A 24,465-nucleotide genomic window follows, 5' to 3' on the forward strand; every position below is an offset into this window, starting at 1 on the left:
AAGGATCCGCCTGGATCTTCATTAGATCGATTAAGCAGGAAATTGGCATTACTCATTAAATTTTCCAATATGCGGCCTAAATCGTCCCGCACTGCACCTGGGATCGATTACACTTACCCGATTCCGAATCCCCCTGTGGATAAATCGTGAAGAATCTGTGATAAACAGAAGATCTCTGACGCAGTTTAGGCTATGATCCGCGGTCCCGATCGCGATCCGTGGATCGTGAACAGGGCAAAGTACACTTTCCTCAACGGTGCAATGATGCAGCCAGAAGGAAGCGTGTAAAACCGCAGATAGCGGTTCGCACGTCACCCTCGTTGGGTCTGATCGACGTGTGTCAACAATCATTAATGTTTCTGCCTTTTATTTATCGATTTTTGTTCGAGTGGAGTCCGCCGTGTCACTTTCGCTTTGGCAGCAGTGTCTTGCCCGATTGCAGGATGAGTTACCAGCCACAGAATTCAGCATGTGGATCCGCCCGTTGCAGGCGGAACTGAGCGATAACACGCTGGCTTTGTATGCGCCAAACCGTTTTGTGCTCGATTGGGTAAGAGACAAGTATCTCAATAATATCAATGGGCTGCTGAACGATTTCTGCGGTGCGGACGCCCCGCAACTGCGCTTTGAGGTCGGTACGAAGCCCGTCACGCAGGTCCACAGAGAACCTGCTCATATCGCCGCGCCAGTACAGACGACTCACGTTCAGCCGCAGCGCGCTGCGCCGGCAGTGCGCCCTGGCTGGGACAACGTTCCCGCACCTGCGGAACCGACCTACCGCTCCAACGTTAACCTTAAACACACCTTTGATAACTTCGTCGAAGGTAAGTCGAACCAGTTGGCGCGCGCGGCGGCGCGCCAGGTGGCGGATAACCCAGGCGGTGCCTACAATCCACTATTCCTTTATGGTGGAACGGGTTTGGGTAAAACTCACCTGTTGCACGCGGTGGGTAATGGCATCATGGCGCGTAAACCCAACGCCAAAGTGGTGTATATGCACTCCGAGCGTTTTGTCCAGGACATGGTAAAAGCCCTGCAAAACAATGCGATCGAAGAGTTTAAACGCTACTACCGATCCGTTGACGCATTGCTTATCGATGACATCCAGTTCTTTGCCAATAAAGAACGATCGCAGGAAGAGTTTTTCCACACGTTTAACGCGCTGCTGGAAGGGAATCAACAGATCATCCTGACGTCGGATCGTTATCCTAAAGAGATCAATGGCGTTGAAGATCGTCTTAAATCCCGCTTCGGTTGGGGGCTTACGGTCGCGATCGAGCCGCCTGAACTGGAAACCCGCGTTGCGATCTTGATGAAAAAGGCCGACGAGAATGACATTCGTCTACCGGGTGAAGTGGCCTTCTTTATTGCCAAGCGTTTACGCTCTAACGTGCGTGAACTGGAAGGGGCACTGAACCGCGTTATTGCCAATGCCAACTTTACGGGCCGGGCGATTACTATCGATTTCGTGCGTGAAGCGCTGCGTGATTTGCTGGCGCTGCAGGAAAAACTGGTCACCATCGACAATATTCAGAAGACGGTGGCAGAGTATTACAAGATTAAGGTCGCGGACCTGCTGTCGAAGCGTCGCTCTCGTTCAGTCGCGCGTCCGCGCCAGATGGCGATGGCGCTGGCGAAAGAGCTCACCAACCACAGTCTGCCGGAAATTGGCGATGCGTTTGGTGGCCGTGACCATACTACCGTGCTACACGCCTGCCGCAAGATTGAGCAGTTGCGTGAAGAGAGCCACGATATCAAAGAAGATTTTTCCAATTTAATCAGAACATTATCGTCGTGACGCTATGAAATTTACCGTTGAACGTGAACACCTTTTAAAGCCGCTGCAACAAGTTAGCGGCCCGCTGGGCGGTCGCCCGACGTTGCCCATTCTCGGTAATCTGCTGCTTCAGGTTGCAGACGGTACGCTTTCGCTGACCGGTACCGATCTTGAAATGGAAATGGTGGCCCGTGTTGCGCTCGTCCAGCCGCATGAGCCCGGCGCCACTACCGTCCCGGCGCGGAAATTCTTTGATATCTGCCGTGGTTTGCCGGAAGGCGCGGAAATCGCCGTCCAGCTCGAAGGCGAGCGTATGCTGGTGCGTTCTGGTCGCAGCCGCTTCTCCCTTTCCACGCTGCCTGCCGCCGATTTCCCGAATCTGGATGACTGGCAAAGCGAGGTGGAGTTCACTCTGCCGCAGGCCACGATGAAACGTCTGATTGAAGCCACCCAGTTCTCGATGGCGCATCAGGATGTGCGTTACTACTTAAACGGCATGCTGTTTGAGACCGAAGGTGAAGAGCTGCGTACCGTGGCAACGGACGGCCACCGCCTGGCGGTCTGCTCTATGCCTGTCGGTGTGAGTTTGCCAAACCATTCGGTGATCGTGCCGCGTAAAGGGGTGATTGAGTTGATGCGTATGCTCGACGGCGGGGACAACCCGCTGACCGTGCAGATCGGCAGCAACAACATCCGTGCGCATGTTGGTGATTTTATCTTCACATCGAAGCTGGTTGACGGTCGTTTCCCGGATTATCGCCGCGTATTACCGAAAAACCCGGACAAACATCTGGATGCGGGATGCGACATTCTTAAGCAGGCTTTTGCCCGTGCCGCCATTCTCTCGAACGAGAAATTCCGCGGCGTGCGTCTGTATGTCAGCGAAAACCAGTTGAAAATCACCGCTAACAACCCGGAACAGGAAGAAGCGGAAGAGATACTGGATGTGACCTACTCCGGTAGCGAAATGGAGATTGGTTTTAACGTTAGTTATGTGCTGGACGTACTTAATGCGCTGAAGTGCGAAAATGTGCGTATTATGCTGACGGATTCCGTTTCGAGCGTGCAGATTGAGGATGCGGCTTCGCAATCCGCAGCTTACGTCGTCATGCCCATGAGGCTGTAGAAAATATCGGGCTATCTTGCTTGTTATTCTGGCTCCGGGCAGTGCTCGCAATCTTCACGTACCTTAGTACGCTCCGGTTGCTGCGCGCTGGCCGTAACCAGACTAACTGCGCCGATAACGCCCTGGTTATGAGCTGATATGTCGCTATCCCGACTCCTAATCAAAGACTTCCGCAATATTGAAAATGCGGATCTCGCCTTATCTCCCGGCTTTAACTTCCTGGTTGGCGCGAACGGCAGCGGCAAAACCAGCGTGCTGGAAGCTATCTATACGCTTGGTCATGGCCGGGCGTTTCGCAGTTTGCAAATTGGCCGCGTCATTCGCCATGAGCAGGAGTCATTTATTCTGCACGGGCGTTTGCAGGAGGCGGAGCGGGAAATCGCCATTGGTCTGACGAAAGACAAACAAGGCGACAGCACCGTGCGTATCGACGGAACGGATGGCCACAAGGTGGCGGAACTGGCGCTGCTGATGCCAATGCAGTTGATTACGCCTGAGGGGTTTACATTACTCAACGGCGGCCCCAAATACAGAAGAGCGTTCCTTGATTGGGGATGCTTCCACAACGAAGCCGGTTTCTTTACCGCCTGGAGCAACCTTAAGCGGCTGCTCAAACAGCGTAATGCCGCGCTACGGCAGGTAAGCCACTACGGCCAGTTGCGCCCGTGGGATAAAGAACTGATTCCGCTGGCGGAACAAATCAGCCTGTGGCGTGCCGAATACAGTGCCGGTATCGCCGAAGATATGGCCGACACCTGCAAACAATTTTTACCGGAGTTCTCTCTGACCTTTTCTTTCCAGCGCGGCTGGGAGAAAGAGACGGATTATGCCGAGGTGCTGGAGAAGAACTTCGAACGCGATCGCCTGCTGACTTACACCGCACACGGCCCGCACAAAGCGGATTTCCGTATACGTGCCGACGGCGCGCCGGTGGAAGATACGCTTTCCCGTGGGCAGCTAAAACTCCTGATGTGTGCGCTACGTCTGGCGCAGGGGGAGTTTTTAACCCGCGAGAGCGGTCGCCGCTGTTTGTACCTGATAGATGATTTTGCCTCGGAGCTGGATGATGCGCGTCGCGGACTGCTTGCCAGCCGCTTAAAAGCCACGCAATCACAAGTTTTCGTCAGCGCCATCAGCGCTGAACACGTACTGGACATGTCGGACAAAAATTCGAAGATGTTCACCGTGGAAAAGGGTAAAATAACGGATTAACCCAAGACAAAATGAGCGAGAAACGTTGATGTCGAATTCTTATGACTCCTCCAGTATCAAAGTCCTGAAAGGGCTGGATGCGGTGCGTAAGCGCCCGGGTATGTATATCGGCGATACGGATGACGGCACCGGTCTGCACCACATGGTATTCGAGGTGGTAGATAACGCTATCGACGAAGCGCTCGCAGGTTACTGTAAAGACATCGTTGTCACGATCCACAGCGATAACTCCGTCTCCGTACAGGATGACGGTCGTGGGATCCCAACCGGTATTCACCCGGAAGAGGGTGTCTCAGCAGCCGAAGTCATCATGACCGTGCTGCACGCGGGCGGTAAGTTCGATGATAACTCCTATAAAGTGTCCGGTGGTCTGCACGGCGTAGGCGTTTCGGTTGTAAACGCCCTGTCGCAGAAACTGGAGCTGGTTATCCAGCGTGATAATAAAGTTCACCGTCAGATCTATGAACACGGTGTGCCGCAGGCGCCGCTGGCCGTGACCGGTGATACAGAAAAAACCGGTACCATGGTGCGTTTCTGGCCGAGCTATGAAACCTTCACCAACGTCACCGAATTTGAGTATGAAATTCTGGCGAAACGTCTGCGCGAGCTGTCCTTCCTGAACTCTGGCGTATCCATCCGCCTGAAAGACAAGCGCGACGGCAAAGAAGACCATTTCCACTATGAAGGCGGTATCAAGGCATTTGTTGAGTATCTGAACAAGAACAAAACGCCGATCCACCCGAATGTCTTCTATTTCTCCACCGAAAAAGACGGTATCGGCGTCGAAGTAGCGCTGCAGTGGAACGATGGTTTCCAGGAAAACATCTACTGCTTTACCAACAACATTCCGCAGCGCGATGGCGGTACCCACCTTGCAGGCTTCCGTGCGGCGATGACCCGTACCCTGAACGCCTACATGGATAAAGAAGGCTACAGCAAAAAAGCGAAAGTCAGCGCCACCGGTGACGATGCCCGTGAAGGCCTGATTGCGGTCGTTTCCGTGAAGGTGCCGGACCCGAAATTCTCCTCTCAGACCAAAGACAAACTGGTCTCCTCTGAGGTGAAATCGGCGGTTGAACAGCAGATGAACGAACTGCTGGCTGAATACCTGCTGGAAAATCCGTCCGATGCGAAAATCGTGGTCGGCAAAATTATTGATGCGGCGCGTGCCCGTGAAGCGGCGCGTAAAGCCCGTGAAATGACCCGTCGTAAAGGCGCACTCGACTTAGCGGGCCTGCCGGGCAAACTGGCGGACTGTCAGGAACGCGACCCGGCGCTGTCTGAACTGTACCTGGTGGAAGGGGACTCCGCGGGCGGCTCTGCGAAGCAGGGGCGTAACCGTAAGAACCAGGCGATTCTGCCGCTGAAAGGTAAAATCCTTAACGTTGAGAAGGCACGCTTCGACAAGATGCTCTCTTCTCAGGAAGTGGCGACGCTCATCACCGCGCTCGGCTGCGGTATCGGTCGCGACGAGTACAACCCGGACAAATTGCGTTATCACAGCATCATTATCATGACCGATGCGGACGTCGACGGCTCGCACATCCGTACGCTGCTGTTGACCTTCTTCTATCGTCAGATGCCGGAAATCATTGAGCGTGGCCATGTCTATATTGCCCAGCCACCGCTGTACAAAGTGAAAAAAGGCAAACAGGAACAGTACATTAAAGACGATGAGGCGATGGATCAGTATCAAATCGCTATCGCTCTGGACGGTGCAACTCTGCACACGACCGAAGGCGCACCCGCTCTGGCCGGTGAAGCGCTGGAAAAACTGGTCTCTGAATACAATGCCGCGCAGAAGATGATTGGCCGTATGGAACGTCGCTTCCCGCGCGCACTGCTGAAAGAGTTGGTGTATCAGCCGACGCTGGCCGAAGCCGATCTGGGCAACGAGCAGGCCGTCACCCGCTGGGTAAATGCGCTGGTCACCGAGCTGAACGAGAAAGAGCAGCACGGTAGCACCTGGAAGTTCGATATTCGCGAAAATGCGGAACTGAACCATTTCGAGCCGATTATTCGCGTGCGTACCCACGGTGTCGATACGGATTATCCGCTGGATAATGAATTTATCGCCGGGGGCGAATATCGCCGTCTCTGCACGCTCGGTGAAAAACTGCGTGGTCTGATCGAAGACGATGCGTTTATCGAACGCGGTGAGCGTAAGCAGCCGATCGCCAGCTTTGAGCAGGCGCTGGACTGGCTGGTTAAAGAGTCCCGTCGTGGTCTTGCTATCCAGCGTTATAAAGGTCTGGGCGAGATGAACCCGGATCAGCTGTGGGAAACCACCATGGATCCGGAAAGCCGCCGCATGCTGCGCGTGACCGTTAAAGATGCGATTGCCGCTGACCAGTTGTTCACCACCCTGATGGGTGATGCCGTTGAACCGCGCCGTGCCTTTATCGAAGAGAACGCCCTGAAAGCGGCGAATATTGATATCTAATTATCGTTATACAGCTATATCTGAGCCGCGCTATTAGCGCGGCTTTTTTATAGGATCCGGAAAATCCAGCGACATCGCCGCCGGTAAGCGGTTCACCAGTGTGTCTATGGCAATTCTCACCCTCAGCGGCAGGTGCGGCGTCTTCTGCCAGACTGCATGAACGTCAAAGCGCACATTCGGCGCCTGCCTGAAAAGCAGGGCGAGTTTTCCATTTTGAATCTCTTTGCTTGCCATCCAGCAGGGCAACCATGCAATACCGTGTCCGGCAATTGCTGCGTCGCAGATCGCCTGTAAATCATCCATATTGAGTGATGATCGCAGAACAAGGGTTTGCGGTTTTCCTTCGTTGTCCGCAAGCTGCCAGGGTAAAATTCTGCCTGCCTGCAGATAGTTAATGGCCGTATGCTGACGTAAATCGGCAACGGTTTCAGGATGGCCTTTTTCCCTCAGATAATCCGGCGCGGCGCACAGAACCATTTGGTGCTCTCCCAGCTTTCTGGCGGCCAGCACGGTGCTGTCTGCCAGTGTGCCGTTACGCACTGCCATATCGAATCCTTCCTCCACGAGATCCACCACCCTGTCGCTGAATGACATTTCTAGCTCAAGCCCCGGATGCTCTTGCGCCAGCGTGATCAGCAGCGGAGCGACGCACTGACGACCAAAGAGCACCGGCATCGCTACGCGCAGGCGGCCACTCACCTGTTGCTTCCCTGTTTCCAGTAGCGATTCTGCACTACGGATCTCCTCCAGTGCGCGCAGGCAACGCTCATAAAAAAGCGCGCCGTTATCGGTCAGCCGCTGGCTGCGGGTGGTGCGCTGAAACAGACGCACCCCCAGCCGTTGTTCAAGCCGGGCGATACTTTTTCCCACTGCCGAGCGCGATAAATGCAGACGGACAGCGGCCTGAGCAAAACTGCCCGCTTCAACGGCCGCCACGAAAACCGGAATGTCCTTTAGCGTATCGCTCATCAATTGTATCCATTATGGCGTCAATAAAGAGAAAACTTATCGCCACTGGCGACACCGAGTCAACGATAGACTGTCGATACTGAAACTCATTTGATGGCAGGAGAAATACGATGACAGAGACGATACAACGCTGGTCAATGGACGCCCTCGGGCGCGAAAACCTCAGACTTACCGAGGTACCTCTTCCGCAACCTGGCCCCGGTGAAGTCCGTGTACGGGTGAATGCCGTTGCGCTCAACTATCGCGATAAAATGGTCATTGAAGGCAACATGCCAATTTCGCGCTCCTTCCCCTTTACGCCGGCTTCTGACATGGCGGGCGTCGTGGACAGTACGGGCGAGGGTGTCACACGTTTCAAATCCGGGGCACGCGTCATCTCCAGCTTCTTCCCGGAGTGGATCGACGGCAAGCCAAAAGCGGACGCACGCCATTTGCCCTACCGAACCCTTGGCGGTTATTTCCAGGGCATGCTGGCTGAGTACGTGATTATGAACGAAAACTGGCTGGTTGCCGCCCCGGAAACTCTGGATGACGCAGAGGCCAGCACCTTGCCTTGTGCGGGGTTAACGGCCTGGTTCGCGCTGGTGGAGCGGGGAAATTTACGGGCCGGTCAGTCGGTGTTGGTGCAGGGGACGGGCGGTGTGGCGATATTCGCGCTGCAAATCGCTAAAGCGCATGGTGCGCACGTGTTTGTCACGTCCGGCAGTGATGAAAAACTGGCGCAGGCCAAAAAGCTGGGGGCTTATCAGGGGGTTAACCGGCTAAAAGGTGACTGGGCAGAGGCGATTCTTACGCTGACCGACGATCGCGGTATTGACCATATTATTGAAACCGTGGGCGGGGAAAATCTGAAGCATTCCCTGCGAGCCGTGGCGGTTCATGGGCGAATCTCGGTCATTGGTGTGCTGGCCGGAAATGAAATATCGCTCTCTGCCAGCGAGCTGTTGCTGAAATCGCCGGTGGTTCAGGGGATTGGTGTCGGTCACCGTCGTGCGCTGGAAGATCTTGTGCGCGCTGTTGATGTCAACGGACTGAAACCTGTTATTGAGCACCGTTACCACTTTAACGAGCTTGAAAGGGCGCTTGAACACCTTGACCGTGGTGCGTTTGGCAAAATAGTTCTCACCCGCGAGTAAGCCGTTGCTCCCTGGGGTAGGTGTAAAAGGGGTGCTTTTGTTGCGCAATGTAGCTCTATTTTTGTGGGCTAAATCGCGTTAGCATGAGGCAGCACTCATTTATCCCGGGGAACTCATGGCTATCAAACTTATTGCAATCGACATGGACGGAACGCTTTTGTTGCCGGACCACACCATCTCGCCAGCGGTTAAAAATGCCATTGCGGCTGCACGCGAACGTGGAGTGAAAGTGGTGCTGACGACAGGCCGCCCTTACGCCGGTGTTCATGCCTACGTCAAAGAGCTGCACATGGAACGGGAAGGTGATTACTGCATCACTTATAACGGCGCGCTGGTGCAAAACGCCCATGACGGCAGCACGGTGACGCAAACGGCGCTGAGCTATGACGATTACCGCTATCTGGAAAAACTGTCTCGTGACGTTGGTTCGCATTTTCATGCGCTTGACCGCAATACGCTCTACACCGCCAACCGCGATATCAGCTACTACACGGTTCACGAATCCTATGTCGCCACTATTCCGCTGGTCTTCTGCGAGCCGGAAAACATGGATCCGAACACCCAGTTCCTCAAGGTGATGATGATTGATGAGCCGGAAATCCTCGATAAAGCCATTGCCCGTATCCCGGCAGAAGTGAAAGAGAAATACACCGTGCTGAAAAGCGCGCCGTACTTCCTCGAAATGCTCGATAAGCGCGTCAATAAAGGGACTGGGGTGAAATCCCTGGCCGACGTTCTGGGCATCAAACCCGAAGAGATCATGACCCTTGGCGATCAGGAAAACGACATCGCCATGATCGAGTATGCGGGTGTAGGTGTGGCAATGGGGAACGCCATTCCGTCGGTGAAAGAAGTGGCCAACTTTGTCACCAAATCCAACCTTGAAGATGGCGTAGCGTATGCCATTGAGAAGTTTGTACTGAATTAATCTGCCGCCAGGCAGGGGCGATTATGCCCTTGCCTGCGTAGGCGTCTGCTGCACCGGGATATGACCAATCCCACTTTTCATGATCAGACTGCGTATCCAGGGCGTCGTCAGGCAGCGGTTTTTGATGATTTTTCCCAGCAACTTCATGCGTAATCGACGCGTTTTCTTCCAGTATGCCGCGTTGAGGTTTTTTGTTTCTCCGCGCAACACCCCTGCCAGGATTTCCGCGCTATCCAGTGCATAGCTTATGCCTTCCAGCGAACTGGCGCTGATAAACCCCGCCGCTTCGCCAATCAGAAACGCATTCTCTTTTCCGCAGACAAAATCCGCCCAGCGGGACGGGCACAGCACTGTGCATTTCTCTGTTTTCACCGCGTCGCCAAAGCGGAAATCGAACGGTTCAAGGCGCTGCTTGAGGCGGCTAAAATTCTCCCTGCCATCCTTCATGGAAAAAGCCCCACCGAAAATGAAATAACCGTCTTTGCAGATACTCCATGAATAACAATCGGTTGTCTCATTATCAAACACACAGGAATAAAACGGCGATGGGTGACGGTCTTTGAACCACTGCTGCAGCGAGACGTACTTGCGGATCTCATGATCGGGATATAGCAATCGCCGCACCATCGAGTTCGCACCATCGCCGCCCACCAGGTAATCTGCCGTTGCTTCATGGGTTTTACCGTCAACCGCATACGTCAAATGCCAGCGGTTATCCTGTCGGCAGACCTTCTTGCACAAGGCGTCGTGGTGAACGGTGACCGAAGCGGGGATTAATGATTTCATCCATAAATCAAAGGCGTGTCGGTCGATATTAACGTAACTGCGTTGATAGTTACGCGTTATCCCCGTTTGCATATCCAGCGTTTGTACGCTGAAAATTTGCGGATCGGCCATCACCTGCACCGGCAGCGTAATCCCGGCACGGATAAACGAACGTTGCGCGTCCGGGGCTAGCAATCCGCCACACGGCTTCATAAATCCGCCCGTACCCTGCTGCTGTTTTTTATCTAACGCCAGCACGCTCATCCCGCCTGCTAACTGCCGCGCCAGCGCTGCTCCCGCAGGCCCCAGACCAATAATCGCCACATCAAAATGCTGCATATCCCCTCCTCATGTTGATAAGGACGATAAGCGGCTCGGGTGAAGTTACGGTGAAGTGAAGGGGGTTAATTTTGTGATCTGTCGTTCATTTTGCGATCTAAATTGTAGTACAAGAATAAATTATTGTACTACATTCAGCTCCAGCAAAAGAAAAGTACGCTCTGTTTGTACTGCAAGGATGAGGTGAAAATCGCCGGTCGAGGTAAAGTAGGTATGCATACACAGTGAATAAGGGCATGCCATGACTCTCACCAAAACCGACCGTATCGTCATCACGTTAGGGCACCAGATTGTGAGCGGGAAATATGTCCCCGGCTCAGCGCTTCCGTCAGAAGCAGAACTCTGCGAGGAGTTTGAAACCTCGCGCAATATCATTCGCGAAGTCTTTCGCTCCTTAATGGCGAAGAGGCTCATCGAGATAAAACGCTATCGCGGTGCGTTTGTAGCACCGCGTAATCAGTGGAATTACCTCGATACCGAAGTACTGCAGTGGGTACTGGAAAATGACTATGACCCGCGGCTCATCAGCGCGATGAGCGAGGTGCGAAATCTGGTAGAGCCTGCCATTGCCCGCTGGGCGGCGGAGCGCGCTACCTCAAGCGATCTGGCGCAAATAGAGGCGGCGCTCAACGACATGATTGCGAACAACCAGAATCGCGATGCCTTCAATGAGGCGGATATTCGTTATCACGAAGCGGTGCTGGAGTCGGTACATAACCCGGTGTTACAGCAACTGACCGTGGCGATCAGCTCGCTTCAAAGAGCGGTATTTGAACGAACCTGGATGGGCGATGAAGCCAACATGCCAAAAACGCTCCAGGAACATAAGGCGCTGTTCGATGCGATACGGCATCAGGACGGCGATGCAGCAGAGCAGGCGGCGCTCACCATGATCGCCAGCTCTACCCGAAGGCTTAAGGAAATCACATGACATCTCGCTACATCGCAATTGACTGGGGGTCGACCAACTTACGCGCCTGGCTTTATCAGGGGGCGGAATGCCTGGAGAGCAGGCAATCAGAAGCCGGTGTTACGCGCCTGAATGGCAAATCCCCACAAGCGGTGTTAGCAGATATTACCCACGGCTGGCGCGATGAAAAAACGCCCGTCGTGATGGCAGGCATGGTGGGCAGCAATGTCGGCTGGAAAGTGGCGCCATACTTACCCGTTCCCGCCTTTTTCTCCGCCATTGGCGAGCAGTTGACTGCCGTTGGCGACAATGTCTGGATTATTCCCGGCCTGTGCGTTTCTCGTGACGATAACCACAACGTGATGCGTGGCGAAGAGACGCAACTGCTGGGCGCTCGCGAACTTTCTCCTTCTTCTGTTTATGTCATGCCGGGCACCCACTGCAAATGGGTGCGCGCAGATGCACAGCAAATCCATGATTTTCGCACCGTGATGACCGGTGAATTGCACCATCTATTGCTGCGCCATTCGCTGGTGGGGGCGGGCTTGCCCGAGCAAGAACCGTCATCGGCGGCTTTTACATCCGGGCTTGAACGCGGCCTCGCTACCCCCGCCATTCTGCCGCAACTGTTCGAGGTCCGTGCTGCTCACGTGCTGGGCAATCTGCCGCGCGAACAGGTTAGCGAGTTTTTATCGGGCCTGCTGATTGGCGCCGAAGTCGCCAGCATGGCTGAGTACGTTATCGATCATCAGGTCACCATCGTTGCGGGAAAGGCACTGTCCGGCCGCTATCAACAGGCGCTGGAGGCGATTGGCCGCAAAGCTGTGGTCATTTCTGGCGACACCGCATTTCAGACAGGAATAAGGAGCATCGCTCATGCAGTGGCAAACTAACCTTCCGCTCATCGCAATATTACGTGGCGTTACCCCCGATGAAGCGCTGGCGCATGTCGGCGCGGTCATTGACGCGGGATTCGATGCGGTAGAGATCCCGCTCAACTCGCCGCAATGGGAAAAAAGCATTCCGGCCATCGTCGCGGCGTATGGCGACAAGGCGCTGATCGGCGCGGGTACCGTCCTTAAGCCGGAGCAGGTTGACCAACTGGCTGAGATGGGCTGCAAACTGATTGTCACTCCCAATATTCAGCCCGAAGTTATTCGCCGCGCGGTGAGCTACGGCATGACGGTCTGCCCGGGCTGTGCGACTGCCAGCGAAGCTTTTACCGCGCTTGATGCGGGTGCGCAGGCGCTGAAAATTTTCCCCTCTTCGGCCTTTGGCCCGGACTATATCAAAGCCTTGAAAGCGGTCTTGCCATCGGACGTACCGGTCTTTGCCGTGGGTGGGGTGACGCCAGACAACCTGGCGCAATGGATTAAAGCTGGCTGCGTGGGGGCAGGGCTGGGCAGCGATTTGTATCGTGCCGGGCAGCCCGTGGAACGCACCGTGCAGCAGGCAACCGCATTTGTTAACGCGTATCGAGAGGCAGTGAAATGAAAATAACGAAACTCACCACTTACCGTTTACCCCCGCGCTGGATGTTCCTGAAAATCGAGACCGACGAAGGGGTGGTTGGCTGGGGAGAGCCGGTCATAGAAGGTCGTGCCCGCACGGTAGAAGCGGCAGTTCATGAACTGAGTGATTATCTGATTGGCCAGGACCCGGCGCGCATCAATGACTTATGGCAGGTGATGTACCGCGCCGGTTTTTACCGCGGCGGTCCGATTCTGATGAGCGCGATTGCCGGTATTGACCAGGCGCTGTGGGATATCAAAGGCAAAGTCCATAACGCGCCGGTCTGGCAACTGATGGGCGGCCTGGTGCGTGACAAAATCAAAGCGTATAGCTGGGTTGGCGGTGACCGTCCGGCGGAAGTGATCGACGGCATTAAAACCCTGCGCAATATCGGCTTCGATACCTTTAAGCTGAACGGTTGCGAAGAGATGGGCGTGATTGATAATTCCCGCGCGGTAGATGCCGCCGTGAATACCGTGGCGCAAATTCGTGAAGCCTTTGGTAATGAGATTGAATTCGGTCTCGATTTCCATGGCCGTGTCAGTGCGCCAATGGCAAAAGTATTAATTAAAGAACTCGAGCAGTATCGCCCGTTATTTATTGAAGAGCCGGTGCTGGCGGAGCAGGCGGAATATTATCCGCGACTGGCGGCGCAAACGCATATTCCGATTGCCGCAGGCGAACGTATGTTCTCGCGTTTTGAATTTAAACGCGTGCTGGAGGGCGGTGGTATTTCTATATTGCAGCCGGATTTATCCCACGCTGGCGGGATTACCGAGTGCTATAAAATTGCCGGAATGGCCGAAGCCTATGATGTGGCTCTGGCACCGCACTGCCCGCTCGGCCCGGTGGCGCTGGCGGCCTGTCTGCACGTGGATTTCGTTTCCCACAATGCGGTATTCCAGGAGCAGAGTATGGGCATTCACTACAATAAAGGCGCTGAATTGCTCGACTTCGTGAAAAATAAAGAAGATTTCAATATGGAAGGTGGTTTCTTTAAACCATTAATGAAACCAGGGCTGGGTGTGGATATTGATGAAGAGAAAGTCATTGCGTTAAGTCAGAATGCGCCGGACTGGCGTAATCCGGTTTGGCGGAATGAAGACGGCACCGTCGCCGAATGGTAAATGCGCTTCATACTTCGCACTGGTGGCGCGTTGGCTGCGTTTTCTTACCCCGGTCACATACTTTTTTATGCTCCCGGGGATGCGAAAACTTGCCGCGTTACTCGGCTTGTCGCCTCGCCCCTTTGGGGCCAGCGCAAGCGCTGTTCAAAAACGCTAATGCGTTTTTGTCCCCCAGCACGAATTATTTAGCGCATTACGTGTAGCATTTTAATTAATAAATAAATTCAAACACCCTCTGTAAATTACCGGGCATGGTGAGCGGCCTCGCTATGCCCAAAATCTGGAGACAGATTGCGATGGATATTTCAGTTACTGCTGCAAAAGTCGGTCGTCGGCGTTATCTGACGCTGGTGATGATCTTTATTACGGTTGTTATTTGTTATGTCGACAGGGCCAACCTCGCGGTGGCCTCCGCGCATATTCAGCAAGAGTTCGGTATTACCAAAGCGGAAATGGGCTATGTCTTTTCTGCCTTTGCCTGGCTTTATACCTTGTGTCAGATCCCCGGCGGTTGGTTCCTCGACCGGGTCGGCTCTCGCCTTACTTATTTTATCGCCATCTTTGGCTGGTCGGTGGCGACCCTGTTCCAGGGCTTTGCGACAGGATTAATGTCGCTGATTGGTCTGCGCGCCATCACCGGGATTTTTGAAGCGCCCGCCTTTCCGACCAACAACCGCATGGTGACAAGCTGGTTCCCGGAACACGAACGCGCTTCCGCCGTGGGCTTTTATACCTCCGGTCAGTTTGTCGGCCTGGCATTTCTTACCCCGCTGCTTATCTGGATTCAGGAACTGTTGAGCTGGCACTGGGTATTTATCGTTACCGGCGGGATTGGCATCATCTGGTCGCTAATCTGGTTTAAGGTCTATCAGCCGCCGCGTCTGACTAAAAGCGTCACCCATGAAGAGCTGGAATACATTCGTGAAGGCGGTGGTCTGGTAGATGGCGATGCGCCTGTGACCAAAGAGGCGCGCCAGCCTCTCACCAAAGCCGACTGGAAACTGGTGTTCCACCGTAAACTGGTCGGTGTTTACCTGGGACAGTTCGCCGTCACCTCTACGCTGTGGTTCTTCCTGACCTGGTTTCCGAACTATTTGACCCAGGAAAAAGGTATCACCGCGCTGAAAGCCGGGTTTATGACCACGGTACCGTTCCTCGCCGCGTTCTTTGGCGTGCTGCTCTCTGGCTGGCTGGCGGACAGGCTTGTGCGCAAAGGCTTCTCCCTTGGCGCGGCACGTAAAACGCCCATCATCTGCGGCCTGCTGATCTCCACCTGCATTATGGGCGCGAACTACACCAATGACCCGGTGTGGATCATGACGCTGATGGCCATCGCGTTCTTTGGCAACGGCTTCGCCTCTATCACCTGGTCGCTGGTCTCCTCCCTTGCGCCGATGCGTCTTATCGGGCTGACGGGTGGTGTCTTTAACTTTGTCGGCGGTCTGGGTGGTATCACCGTGCCGCTGGTGATTGGTTATCTGGCACAGAGCTACGGTTTTGCCCCAGCGCTGGTGTATATCTCTGTGGTGGCGCTGATTGGCGCACTCTCCTACATCCTGCTGGTCGGCGACGTAAAACGGGTAGGTTAATCTCCCCGCCTTGCGCTACCCTGATGCCAAATAGGGCATCAGGGTATCCGCATGAAGCAAATCACTCGCGCGCCGCGCAACCATCAACTCACCAATATTCACACCTGGACACCGGACAGTCAGTGGCTGGTGTTTGATGTACGCCCCTCCGGCGCGTCTTTTACCGGTGAAACCATTGAACGCGTCAATATCCATACGGGCGCCGTTGAGGTTATCTATCAGGCGAAAGAGGGGGCACACGTTGGCGTAGTGACCGTTCATCCTCATGAAGAGAAATACGTTTTTATCCACGGCCCAGAAAACCCGGATGCTGACTGGCATTATGATTTTCACCATCGTCGCGGCGTCATCCACGCCGACGGAAAAACCGCCAATCTGGACGCGATGGACATCACCGCCCCCTTTACGCCGGGCGCGCTGCGCGGCGGTAGCCATGTGCATGTCTTTAGCCCCAACGGTGAGAACGTCAGTTTTACCTATAACGATCATGTTATGCATGAGCTGGACCCGGCGCAGGATTTGCGTAACGTCGGTGTCGCCGTACCTTTTGGCCCGGTACACCCCCCACTCACACATTCACGCGAGTATGCGGGAAGCCACTGGAGCGTGTTGGTAAGCCGTACCACCCCAGCGCCTGCTCCCGGCAGCGATGAGATCAACCGTGCGTATGAAGAAGGTTGGGTGGGTAACGATAAGCTGGCCTTTATTGGCGATACGCTGTCATTAACAGGCGAGAAAGTGCCGGAGCTGTTTATCGTTGATCTGCCGAAAGCGGCGCAGGGGTGGAAACAACCAGGCGATACGCCGCTGCAGGGTACGCCGACAAGCCTGCCTGCTCCACCCGCCGGGGTTTTGCAACGGCGCCTGACCTTTACCCATCAACGTGCCTTTCCTGGGCTGGTTAACGTACCGCGCCATTGGGTGCGCAGTAACCCGCAGGGCACTGAGATTGCGTTTTTGATGCGTGATGATGCGGGTATTGTCCAGCTTTGGCTGATCTCGCCACAGGGGGGCGAATCGCAGCAGTTAACCCACGCGGAAACGGGCATTCAGTCTGCCTTTAACTGGCATCCTTCGGGGGCGGCGTTGGGCTTTGTGCTGGATAATCGTATCGCGCTGTGCGATGCCGCTTGCGGCAACATCACCTTTTTGACAACCGATCACGGCAATCCGCCGTCTGCCGACGCCGTCGTGTTCTCGCCGGACGGTCGGTCTATCGCCTGGATGGAAGAGATTGCGGGTTTCCGCCAGATCTGGATGACGGAAACGGGTATGTAATTACTGCTTAGCCATGGGGGCGGGTGGAATCGCGTTGTCCGTCGCCATGGTGGCCTTTTCGCTTTTCTCAACGCGAGATTTAACGGAGCTGTCGGTGCGGAACATATCCCACGGCAACAGTATCGTGTCCATGACCGCGGTAAAAGGCATATCCAGAACCACCAGGGATTTCATACCGATATTGGTGTCATCATCGGATAACATCGTGGAGCTTGCTTTCATACCCGGATACAGGCCTTCCTTGCCCCCGGTATGCGACATCACGCTGGAGCAACCACTGAGTAACACCATTCCACTAAGCAGCGTCGAAATAAACAGAGTATTTTTCATCATTCATTAATCATCGTTATAGGCAGTATGAAGACTGCTGCTGGCGTTATATCTGTCCTGCGCCGAAATAAACAGCCTCCATGCTGCGCTCTGTGGCGACATTCGCACTTTTACCTTTTGTGCTGTGATCCCAGTCTATGCAAAGCGCGAGAAACTGCAAAAAAAAGTCAGAAAAAGACCCTTGAAAACATAAGCGTCACCCCTATTTTAAGAATGTAGCCGGAAGACACGCCGGAAGGGTGTTGGGCTACCGCAGCCTGTCCATTGTGGAAGGCAAACGACAATCTCGCTGATTTCAGGAGCTTTATTTATGCGTAACTTCGATCTTTCTCCGCTTTATCGTTCAGCTATTGGTTTCGACCGTCTGTTCAACCTGCTGGAAAACAATCAAAACCAAAGCAACGGCGGCTACCCTCCGTACAACGTTGAATTAGTTGACGAAAACCATTATCGCATCGCGATCGCGGTAGCGGGGTTCGCGGAAAGCGAACTGGACATCACCGCGCAGGACAACCTGCTTATCGTGAAAGGCGCGCACGCGACCGAACAGAAAGAACGTACCTACCTCTACCAGGGCATCGCCGAACGTAACTTCGAGCGCAAATTCCAGCTTGCCGAAAACATTTATGTTAAAGGCGCAAATCTGGTGAATGGCCTGCTGTACGTTGATCTTGAACGCGTGATTCCGGAAGCAAAGAAACCGCGTCGCATTGAGATTAACTAATTACCTGAACTGAATGCTTGCCGTCAGGGAGCATATGCGAGCCATCGGCTTGCAGGAACTTACTCGCTTCTTAGAAGGAGAAATATCATGCGTAACTACGATTTATCCCCGCTGCTGCGTCAGTGGATCGGTTTTGACAAACTGGCTAACGCGCTGCAAAGCACCACTGAGCAACAGACATTCCCGCCCTATAACATTGAAAAGGGCGATGACAACCATTACCGCATTACGCTGGCTCTGGCCGGATTCAACCAGCAAGAGCTGGATATTCAACTGGAAGGTACCCGGTTAGTGATCAAAGGTTCGCCGGAAAAACCGGCCAATGAGCCTAAATGGTTGCACCAGGGGCTGGTTATCCAACCTTTTACCCTGAGCTTTACACTGGCAGAAAATATGGAAGTCTCTGGCGCGACCTTCGCTAACGGCTTACTCCATATTGATCTGACCCGTAACGTGCCGGAAGCCATTGCGCCACAACGGATCACCATTAGCGAACGTCCTGCGCTAAACAGCTAATACCTGTTATGGCAGGTGCCCAAACCGGGCGCCTGCGCTCTTTCACATCGAGAGGGCGCAAACACCAAAACGGTCACCTCAGGGTGGCCGTTTTGCGTTTACTTTGCTGCCGTTTCGGCGGGGCTTTTTTGTGCGCCAAAGCCCATACATCCTGCTATAGCTCTGAGAGAATCCTTGATAATTACAATGTTATTCACAGGGAGCCATCATGAGTGATATAGCGTTAACTGTAAGCATGCTGGCGCTGGTCGCGGTCGTCGGTTTGTGGATCGGCAATGTAAAAATACGCGGCGTGGGTTTTGGAATTGGTGGCGTGCTTTTCGGCGGTATTATCGTTGGCCATTTTGTTGATCAGGCTGGGATTACCCTGAGCAGCCCGATGCTGCATTTCGTGCAGGAGTTCGGCCTTATCCTCTTCGTCTATACCATCGGTATTCAGGTCGGGCCGGGCTTTTTTGCCTCGCTGCGCGTTTCCGGGCTACGCCTGAACCTGTTTGCCATTCTGATTGTGATACTTGGCGGCCTGGTCACCGCTATTTTGCACAAACTTTTCAATATTCCGCTGCCAGTCATTCTGGGGATTTTCTCTGGTGCGGTCACCAACACCCCGGCTCTTGGGGCCGGGCAGCAGATCCTGCATGACCTGGGAACACCGTCTAACGTTCTCGATCAGATGGGGATGAGCTATGCGATGGCCTACCCGTTTGGCATCTGCGGCATTTTACTGACCATGTGGCTGATTCGCGTCGGTTTTCGCATCAACGTTGAGCAGGAAGCGCAACTGCATGATGCGGGCGTTAGCTCGGGTAACTCGTTGATCAAGACCATCAATATTCGCGTGGAAAACCCGAACCTGAACAATATGGCGATTCAGGATGTGCCGATGCTGAACAGCGATAAAATCATCTGTTCGCGCCTGAAACGCGATGAATTGCTGATGGTACCTTCGCCGGGCACCATTATTCAGGTTGGCGACCTGTTGCACCTGGTTGGTCTGCCGAAAGACCTGCATAGCGCGCAACTTGTGATGGGCCAGGAGGTGGACACCTCGCTCTCAACGCGGGGGACCGACCTGCGCGTTGAGCGTGTGGTCGTCACCAACGAAAAAGTCCTTGGGAAACGCATTCGCGATCTGCATTTCAAAGAGCGCTATGACGTGGTGATTTCCCGTCTTAACCGCGCCGGGGTCGAACTGGTAGCCAGCAGTGATTCCAGCCTGCAATTCGGTGACATTCTCAACCTTGTCGGGCGTCAGGCGGCAATTGATGCGGTGGCTTCTGAGGTGGGGAACGCGCAGCACAAACTCCAGCAAGTCCAGATGCTGCCTGTCTTTATCGGTATTGGATTGGGGGTGTTGTTGGGGTCGATTCCCGTCTTTGTTCCCGGCTTCCCGGTGGCATTAAAACTGGGGCTCGCGGGCGGGCCGCTTATCATGGCGCTGATCCTTGGGCGTATCGGCAGCGTGGGTAAGCTCTACTGGTTCATGCCGCCCAGCGCCAACCTTGCTCTGCGTGAGCTGGGTATCGTGCTGTTTCTCGCGGTGGTTGGACTGAAATCCGGTGGTGATTTTATCGCGACGCTGACCCACGGCGATGGGTTTAACTGGATGTGCTACGGGATTTTTATTACCGCTATTCCTTTGCTGACCGTCGGGATTCTGGCGCGGTTGTTTGCGAAGATGAACTATCTGACCCTGTGCGGCATGCTGGCCGGTTCGATGACCGATCCCCCGGCGCTGGCTTTTGCCAACGGCCTGCATGCCACCAGCGGCGCCGCCGCGCTCTCGTATGCCACGGTTTATCCACTGGTGATGTTCTTACGTATCATCACGCCGCAATTGCTGGCCGTACTGTTCTGGGGTGTCAGTTAGTACTTTTCCGGGTGGATACGCCGCAGATGGTAGTCCACCTGGTAATCACGAGTATTACGGAACATAACGGAATAATTCAGGAACTCGCCGCTGTCACTGTAGGAAAGGGAAGTGATTCTCAGCAGCGGCGTCTGTTCCGGAACATTCAGATATCCTCCCAACGATTTATCTGCCAGCACGGGAGTCAGACTCTCATAATTACCGCTGATGGTTATCCCACACTCCTTCTCAATGTAATCAAATTTCGACCCCTCGAGATGCGCCAGTGACAGATTGCGAAACAGCTTCACGGGCATAAAGCTATCCTCCAGCATCAGGGGTTTCCCTTCCACGTAACGCATCCGGCGTGAAAAGTAGATCCGCTCATCCACCTGAATCCGCAGCAGGCTGGCAATGGCTGGTGGCGCGGGCATCACCTCGAACTGCAGAACCTTACTCTGTACTTCTTTACCCTGCTGGCGCAGTACCTCCACCAGCCCGGTCAGATTGGTGGTTTCATGGTGCACATCCTTGCGTGCAACAAATGTCCCGCTGCCATGGCGGCGTTCAACCAGCCCCCAGCCCACCAGCAGATCTAACGCCTTGCGAATTGTCATTCGCGCCACGCCAAACTCTTGCGCCAGCGCTTTTTCTCCCGGAAGCGGGCTGCCGATATTGTAGTCCGACGAGTTCAGCCGCAGCCGTAACCTGTCGGCGATGGATTTATAGATCACCAGTAGACCTCTCTGCCCTTATCAGGCCGGGGATGCGGTTATGACACGTCCATATTTACAAGCAAAAGTAGACCTGAGAGGTCAAATTAAAACCATGAATGTGATCACGAATCGCAGCGGCACGCCATGTTCGCGTATGAGTAAATTCTTATGCTCACTCCAGGCCAGCAAAAAACCATAAAGGCCTCTACTCCCTACAGGTTGTTACGTGAGGATTTAAAAATGCTCAGTCAAATACAACGTTTTGGCGGTGCCATGTTTACCCCGGTATTACTGTTTCCGTTTGCCGGGATCGTGGTGGGAATCGCTATCATGCTTAGCAACCCGCTGTTTGTCGGCGAGGCCTTAACCGCCCCGGATAATCTGTTCGCTCAAATTGTTCACATCATTGAAGAGGGCGGCTGGGCAGTATTTCGCAATATGCCGCTGATTTTTGCCGTCGGTTTACCGATTGGCCTGGCGAAACAGGCGCAGGGCAGAGCCTGTCTCGCAGTGTTGATTAGTTTCCTGACCTGGAATTACTTCATCAACGCGATGGGGACGACCTGGGGGCATTTCTTTGGCGTTAACTTCTCAGCAGAACCCGTAGCCGGAAGCGGGCTGGCGATGATCGCGGGTATCAAAACGCTCGATACCAGCATCATCGGGGCTATTATCATTTCAGGCATCGTTACCGCTATTCACAACCGCTTTTTCGATAAGCCGCTTCCGGTTTTCCTGGGGATTTTCCAGGGCACCTCGTTTGTCGTTATCCTCGCGTTTTTCGTGATGATCCCCTGCGCCTGGCTCACCCTGATGGGCTGGCCAAAAGTACAGATGGGCATCGAATCCCTGCAGGCTTTCTTACGCTCCGCTGGCGCGTTGGGCGTGTGGGTTTACACCTTCCTGGAACGTATTTTGATCCCCACCGGATTACACCACTTTGTCTACGGTCCGTTCATCTTTGGCCCGGCGGCGGTAGAAGGCGGTATCCAGGTCTACTGGGCGCAGCACCTGCAAGAATTCAGCCAGAGCACCTTGCCGCTGAAAACGCTGTTCCCGGAAGGCGGATTTGCGCTGCACGGCAACTCCAAAGTGTTCGGCTCAGTCGGGATTGCGCTGGCAATCTGGTATACGGCGTCAGCGGAAAACCGCGTTAAGGTCGCGGGCCTGCTGATTCCGGCCACGCTTACCGCCGTGCTGGTGGGCATTACTGAACCACTTGAATTCACTTTCCTGTTTATCTCGCCGCTGCTGTTTGCCATTCATGCCGTGCTGGCGGCATCAATGGCGACAACGATGTATGTTTTTGGCGTTGTGGGCAATATGGGCGGCGGACTGCTTGATCAGTTCCTGCCCCAGAACTGGATTCCGATGTTCCACAACCACGCCTCGATGGTCTTCACCCAGATTGGTATTGGCGTCTGCTTTACCGGTCTCTATTTCGTGGTTTTCAAAACGCTGATTGAACGACTGAACCTCAAAACCCCTGGTCGGGAAGAGAGCGAAATCAAACTCTACAGCAAGGCTGATTATAAAGCGGCACGCGGGCAAACCACCGCACCGGCCGCAGCCAGCCAACAGATCGGTCAAGCCGCCGGATTCTTACAGGCTCTTGGCGGCGCGGCAAACATCGAAAGCATCAACAACTGCGCCACCCGCTTACGCATCGCGCTGGTTGATATGGCGCAAACCCAAAGCGATGAAGTCTTTAAAGCCCTGCGCGCACACGGTGTGGTGCGACGCGGCAACGGCATTCAGGTGATTGTCGGTCTGCATGTTCCCCAGGTGCGCGACCAGCTTGAATCGCTGATGAAAACCCCTTTAACGAACGAACAAACCACCATGACGGAGGCTGTATCATGAAAAAATTCTCAGTTGTCATTGCAGGCGGCGGTAGTACTTTTACTCCCGGTATTGTCCTGATGTTATTAGCTAACCGTGATCGCTTCCCGCTGCGCGCTCTGAAATTCTATGACAACGATGGCGCACGTCAGGAGACCATCGCGGAGGCGTGCAAAATCATCCTCAAAGAACAGGCGCCTGAGATTGCCTTTAGTTACACCACCGATCCGAAAGCGGCCTTTACCGATGTCGATTTTGTGATGGCGCATATCCGCGTGGGTAAATACCCGATGCGCGAAAAAGACGAGAAAATCCCGCTGCGCCATGGCGTGCTGGGCCAGGAAACCTGCGGACCGGGTGGAATTTCCTACGGTATGCGCTCTATCGGCGGAGTGCTGGAACTGGTGGACTATATGGAGCAGTATTCTCCAAATGCCTGGATGCTGAACTACTCCAACCCGGCGGCTATTGTCGCGGAAGCGACTCGCCGTCTGCGCCCGAACGCCAAAATTCTCAACATTTGCGATATGCCGATCGGCATTGAAGGACGTATGGCTCAGATTGTCGGACTGAAAAACCGCAAAGAGATGCGTGTGCGTTATTACGGTCTGAATCACTTTGGCTGGTGGACCTCGATTGAAGATCTAAACGGTAATGATTTGATGCCAAAGTTGCGGGAATATGTGGCGAAAAACGGTTATGTGCCGCCATCTGACAACGCCCATACAGAAGCCAGTTGGAATGATACCTTTGCTAAAGCAAAAGACGTGCAGGCGCTCGATCCTGATACCATGCCAAACACCTACCTGAAATATTATCTCTTTCCGGATTACGTGGTGGCGCACTCCAATCCAGAACGCACCCGTGCCAATGAAGTAATGGATCATCGTGAGAAGCATGTTTTCAGCGCTTGCCGGGCGATTATTGAAGCCGGTAAATCCTCCGCCGGGGAGCTGGAAATCGATGAGCATGCGTCGTATATCGTCGATCTGGCGACCGCGATTGCATTCAATACCCAGGAGCGCATGTTGTTGATTGTGCCGAATAACGGCGCAATTCATAACTTTGATGCTGACGCGATGGTGGAAATCCCCTGCCTGGTCGGTCATAACGGCCCAGAGCCACTCACCGTGGGGGATATTCCACACTTCCAGAAAGGGTTGATGAGTCAGCAAGTGGCGGTGGAAAAACTGGTGGTGGATGCCTGGGAACAGCGCTCGTATCAGAAATTATGGCAGGCGATCACGCTGTCCAAAACCGTACCGAGCGCTTCGGTTGCGAAAGCGATTCTGGATGACCTGATTGAAGCCAATAAAGAGTATTGGCCAGAACTACACTAATCTTCCCGACCGGCATCACCCGATGCCGGTTTTTTGT

At 54.1% G+C, this 24,465-nt stretch carries 20 protein-coding genes, 1 pseudogene and 1 other annotated feature; of the genes and pseudogenes, 17 read left to right on the forward strand and 4 right to left on the reverse strand.

What is annotated here, in order from left to right:
- The first annotated feature begins 400 nt into the window (after positions 1-400).
- The 4 genes from dnaA to gyrB all read left to right on the forward strand — a co-directional run bounded on the left by dnaA (position 401) and on the right by gyrB (position 6,558).
- The gene (gene dnaA / locus MRY16398_RS00005) at positions 401-1,798 is read left to right on the forward strand and encodes a chromosomal replication initiator protein DnaA (RefSeq protein WP_039080026.1); all 1,398 of its coding nucleotides are present in this window, start codon (positions 401-403) and stop codon (positions 1,796-1,798) included.
- Positions 1,799-1,802: 4 nt separating this feature from the next.
- The gene (gene dnaN, locus MRY16398_RS00010) at positions 1,803-2,903 is read left to right on the forward strand and encodes a DNA polymerase III subunit beta (RefSeq protein ID WP_039080027.1); all 1,101 of its coding nucleotides are present in this window, start codon (positions 1,803-1,805) and stop codon (positions 2,901-2,903) included.
- Between the two features lie 138 nt (positions 2,904-3,041).
- Entirely contained in the window at positions 3,042-4,115 is a 1,074-nt protein-coding gene (gene recF / locus MRY16398_RS00015) for a DNA replication/repair protein RecF (protein ID WP_039080028.1), read from the forward strand.
- Between the two features lie 28 nt (positions 4,116-4,143).
- Positions 4,144-6,558, forward strand: a complete 2,415-nt coding sequence (gyrB, locus tag MRY16398_RS00020) for a DNA topoisomerase (ATP-hydrolyzing) subunit B (protein WP_039080029.1) — start codon at positions 4,144-4,146, stop codon at positions 6,556-6,558.
- A 33-nt stretch (positions 6,559-6,591) separates the two neighbouring features.
- Here the strand turns inward: gyrB and MRY16398_RS00025 are convergent, their stop codons facing one another.
- Positions 6,592-7,527 (reverse strand): LysR family transcriptional regulator, encoded by a 936-nt coding sequence (locus MRY16398_RS00025; RefSeq protein ID WP_071195134.1) that lies wholly within the window; start codon positions 7,525-7,527, stop codon positions 6,592-6,594.
- Positions 7,528-7,637: 110 nt separating this feature from the next.
- On the opposite strand from MRY16398_RS00025, the gene MRY16398_RS00030 reads away from it, so the two are divergent.
- Positions 7,638-8,663, forward strand: a complete 1,026-nt coding sequence (locus MRY16398_RS00030; protein ID WP_071195133.1) for a zinc-dependent alcohol dehydrogenase family protein — start codon at positions 7,638-7,640, stop codon at positions 8,661-8,663.
- 115 nt (positions 8,664-8,778) lie between these two features.
- Positions 8,779-9,591 carry a sugar-phosphatase gene (yidA, locus tag MRY16398_RS00035; protein WP_039080032.1) on the forward strand — a complete coding sequence of 271 codons (813 nt, stop codon included), beginning with the start codon at positions 8,779-8,781 and terminating at the stop codon, positions 9,589-9,591.
- A 21-nt stretch (positions 9,592-9,612) separates the two neighbouring features.
- Here yidA and MRY16398_RS00040 read toward each other — a convergent pair whose 3' ends face one another.
- A complete protein-coding gene (locus MRY16398_RS00040; RefSeq protein WP_125123680.1) occupies positions 9,613-10,695 on the reverse strand; it encodes an FAD-binding protein in 1,083 nt (360 codons plus the stop codon).
- 241 nt (positions 10,696-10,936) lie between these two features.
- Here MRY16398_RS00040 and dgoR point away from each other — a divergent pair, with 241 nt between their 5' ends.
- From dgoR to MRY16398_RS00070, 6 genes are all read left to right on the forward strand, one after another.
- A complete protein-coding gene (dgoR, locus tag MRY16398_RS00045) occupies positions 10,937-11,626 on the forward strand; it encodes a D-galactonate utilization transcriptional regulator DgoR (RefSeq protein WP_039080034.1) in 690 nt (229 codons plus the stop codon).
- Positions 11,623-12,498, forward strand: coding sequence for a 2-dehydro-3-deoxygalactonokinase (locus tag MRY16398_RS00050; RefSeq protein ID WP_125123681.1), 876 nt, complete (start codon positions 11,623-11,625; stop codon positions 12,496-12,498). Before dgoR ends, MRY16398_RS00050 begins: the two co-directional genes overlap by 4 nt.
- Positions 12,482-13,099, forward strand: a complete 618-nt coding sequence (locus MRY16398_RS00055; protein ID WP_039080036.1) for a 2-dehydro-3-deoxy-6-phosphogalactonate aldolase — start codon at positions 12,482-12,484, stop codon at positions 13,097-13,099. The genes MRY16398_RS00050 and MRY16398_RS00055 overlap by 17 nt, the downstream gene beginning before the upstream one ends.
- Positions 13,096-14,244, forward strand: coding sequence for a galactonate dehydratase (gene dgoD, locus MRY16398_RS00060; protein ID WP_107222679.1), 1,149 nt, complete (start codon positions 13,096-13,098; stop codon positions 14,242-14,244). Before MRY16398_RS00055 ends, dgoD begins: the two co-directional genes overlap by 4 nt.
- 251 nt (positions 14,245-14,495) lie before the next feature.
- A complete protein-coding gene (locus MRY16398_RS00065) occupies positions 14,496-15,833 on the forward strand; it encodes an MFS transporter (protein WP_071845957.1) in 1,338 nt (445 codons plus the stop codon).
- 51 nt (positions 15,834-15,884) lie between these two features.
- Complete coding sequence (locus MRY16398_RS00070) at positions 15,885-17,111, forward strand: DUF3748 domain-containing protein (protein ID WP_125123682.1); 1,227 nt, start codon at positions 15,885-15,887, stop codon at positions 17,109-17,111.
- Here MRY16398_RS00070 and MRY16398_RS00075 read toward each other — a convergent pair whose 3' ends face one another.
- Complete coding sequence (locus tag MRY16398_RS00075; protein WP_107222677.1) at positions 17,112-17,444, reverse strand: YceK/YidQ family lipoprotein; 333 nt, start codon at positions 17,442-17,444, stop codon at positions 17,112-17,114. It lies immediately after the preceding gene.
- A gap of 239 nt (positions 17,445-17,683) precedes the next feature.
- Positions 17,684-17,758: a sequence feature (ROSE (Repression Of Heat Shock gene Expression) occurs in the 5'-region of heat shock genes and acts as an RNA thermometer to modulate expression.), on the forward strand.
- Here MRY16398_RS00075 and ibpA point away from each other — a divergent pair.
- From ibpA to MRY16398_RS00090, 3 genes are all read left to right on the forward strand, one after another.
- Complete coding sequence (gene ibpA / locus MRY16398_RS00080) at positions 17,752-18,165, forward strand: small heat shock chaperone IbpA (RefSeq protein WP_039080040.1); 414 nt, start codon at positions 17,752-17,754, stop codon at positions 18,163-18,165. (Overlaps the previous feature by 7 nt.)
- Positions 18,166-18,252: 87 nt before the next feature.
- Complete coding sequence (gene ibpB / locus MRY16398_RS00085) at positions 18,253-18,681, forward strand: small heat shock chaperone IbpB (RefSeq protein WP_125123683.1); 429 nt, start codon at positions 18,253-18,255, stop codon at positions 18,679-18,681.
- 208 nt (positions 18,682-18,889) lie between these two features.
- The gene (locus tag MRY16398_RS00090; RefSeq protein ID WP_039080042.1) at positions 18,890-20,551 is read left to right on the forward strand and encodes a putative transporter; all 1,662 of its coding nucleotides are present in this window, start codon (positions 18,890-18,892) and stop codon (positions 20,549-20,551) included.
- On the opposite strand, the pseudogene MRY16398_RS00095 reads toward MRY16398_RS00090, so the two are convergent.
- A pseudogene (locus MRY16398_RS00095) lies at positions 20,498-21,264 on the reverse strand (GntR family transcriptional regulator). The gene MRY16398_RS00090 and the pseudogene MRY16398_RS00095 sit on opposite strands and share 54 nt — an antisense overlap.
- A 222-nt stretch (positions 21,265-21,486) precedes the next feature.
- Here MRY16398_RS00095 and MRY16398_RS00100 point away from each other — a divergent pair.
- Together MRY16398_RS00100 and MRY16398_RS00105 are read left to right on the forward strand one after the other, a co-directional pair.
- Positions 21,487-23,109, forward strand: a complete 1,623-nt coding sequence (locus MRY16398_RS00100; RefSeq protein ID WP_125123685.1) for an alpha-glucoside-specific PTS transporter subunit IIBC — start codon at positions 21,487-21,489, stop codon at positions 23,107-23,109.
- Positions 23,106-24,428 (forward strand): 6-phospho-alpha-glucosidase, encoded by a 1,323-nt coding sequence (locus tag MRY16398_RS00105; RefSeq protein ID WP_039080045.1) that lies wholly within the window; start codon positions 23,106-23,108, stop codon positions 24,426-24,428. The genes MRY16398_RS00100 and MRY16398_RS00105 overlap by 4 nt, the downstream gene beginning before the upstream one ends.
- The last annotated feature ends 37 nt before the right edge of the window (positions 24,429-24,465 follow it).

This window comes from Phytobacter sp. MRY16-398, from assembly GCF_003925915.1.
Taxonomy (GTDB): Bacteria; Pseudomonadota; Gammaproteobacteria; order Enterobacterales; family Enterobacteriaceae; genus Phytobacter; species Phytobacter diazotrophicus.

Bases quoted from the DNA above. Each gene is read 5' to 3' on its own strand.
- dnaN (WP_039080027.1), top strand. From the start codon at position 1,803: ATGAAATTTACCGTTGAACGTGAACACCTTTTAAAGCCGCTGCAACAA.
- recF (WP_039080028.1), top strand. From the start codon at position 3,042: ATGTCGCTATCCCGACTCCTAATCAAAGACTTCCGCAATATTGAAAAT.
- gyrB (WP_039080029.1), top strand. From the start codon at position 4,144: ATGTCGAATTCTTATGACTCCTCCAGTATCAAAGTCCTGAAAGGGCTG.
- MRY16398_RS00025 (WP_071195134.1), bottom strand. From the start codon at position 7,527: ATGAGCGATACGCTAAAGGACATTCCGGTTTTCGTGGCGGCCGTTGAA.
- MRY16398_RS00030 (WP_071195133.1), top strand. From the start codon at position 7,638: ATGACAGAGACGATACAACGCTGGTCAATGGACGCCCTCGGGCGCGAA.
- yidA (WP_039080032.1), top strand. From the start codon at position 8,779: ATGGCTATCAAACTTATTGCAATCGACATGGACGGAACGCTTTTGTTG.
- MRY16398_RS00040 (WP_125123680.1), bottom strand. From the start codon at position 10,695: ATGCAGCATTTTGATGTGGCGATTATTGGTCTGGGGCCTGCGGGAGCA.
- dgoR (WP_039080034.1), top strand. From the start codon at position 10,937: ATGACTCTCACCAAAACCGACCGTATCGTCATCACGTTAGGGCACCAG.
- MRY16398_RS00050 (WP_125123681.1), top strand. From the start codon at position 11,623: ATGACATCTCGCTACATCGCAATTGACTGGGGGTCGACCAACTTACGC.
- MRY16398_RS00055 (WP_039080036.1), top strand. From the start codon at position 12,482: ATGCAGTGGCAAACTAACCTTCCGCTCATCGCAATATTACGTGGCGTT.
- dgoD (WP_107222679.1), top strand. From the start codon at position 13,096: ATGAAAATAACGAAACTCACCACTTACCGTTTACCCCCGCGCTGGATG.
- MRY16398_RS00065 (WP_071845957.1), top strand. From the start codon at position 14,496: ATGGTGAGCGGCCTCGCTATGCCCAAAATCTGGAGACAGATTGCGATG.
- MRY16398_RS00070 (WP_125123682.1), top strand. From the start codon at position 15,885: ATGAAGCAAATCACTCGCGCGCCGCGCAACCATCAACTCACCAATATT.
- MRY16398_RS00075 (WP_107222677.1), bottom strand. From the start codon at position 17,444: ATGATGAAAAATACTCTGTTTATTTCGACGCTGCTTAGTGGAATGGTG.
- ibpA (WP_039080040.1), top strand. From the start codon at position 17,752: ATGCGTAACTTCGATCTTTCTCCGCTTTATCGTTCAGCTATTGGTTTC.
- ibpB (WP_125123683.1), top strand. From the start codon at position 18,253: ATGCGTAACTACGATTTATCCCCGCTGCTGCGTCAGTGGATCGGTTTT.
- MRY16398_RS00090 (WP_039080042.1), top strand. From the start codon at position 18,890: ATGAGTGATATAGCGTTAACTGTAAGCATGCTGGCGCTGGTCGCGGTC.
- MRY16398_RS00100 (WP_125123685.1), top strand. From the start codon at position 21,487: ATGCTCAGTCAAATACAACGTTTTGGCGGTGCCATGTTTACCCCGGTA.
- MRY16398_RS00105 (WP_039080045.1), top strand. From the start codon at position 23,106: ATGAAAAAATTCTCAGTTGTCATTGCAGGCGGCGGTAGTACTTTTACT.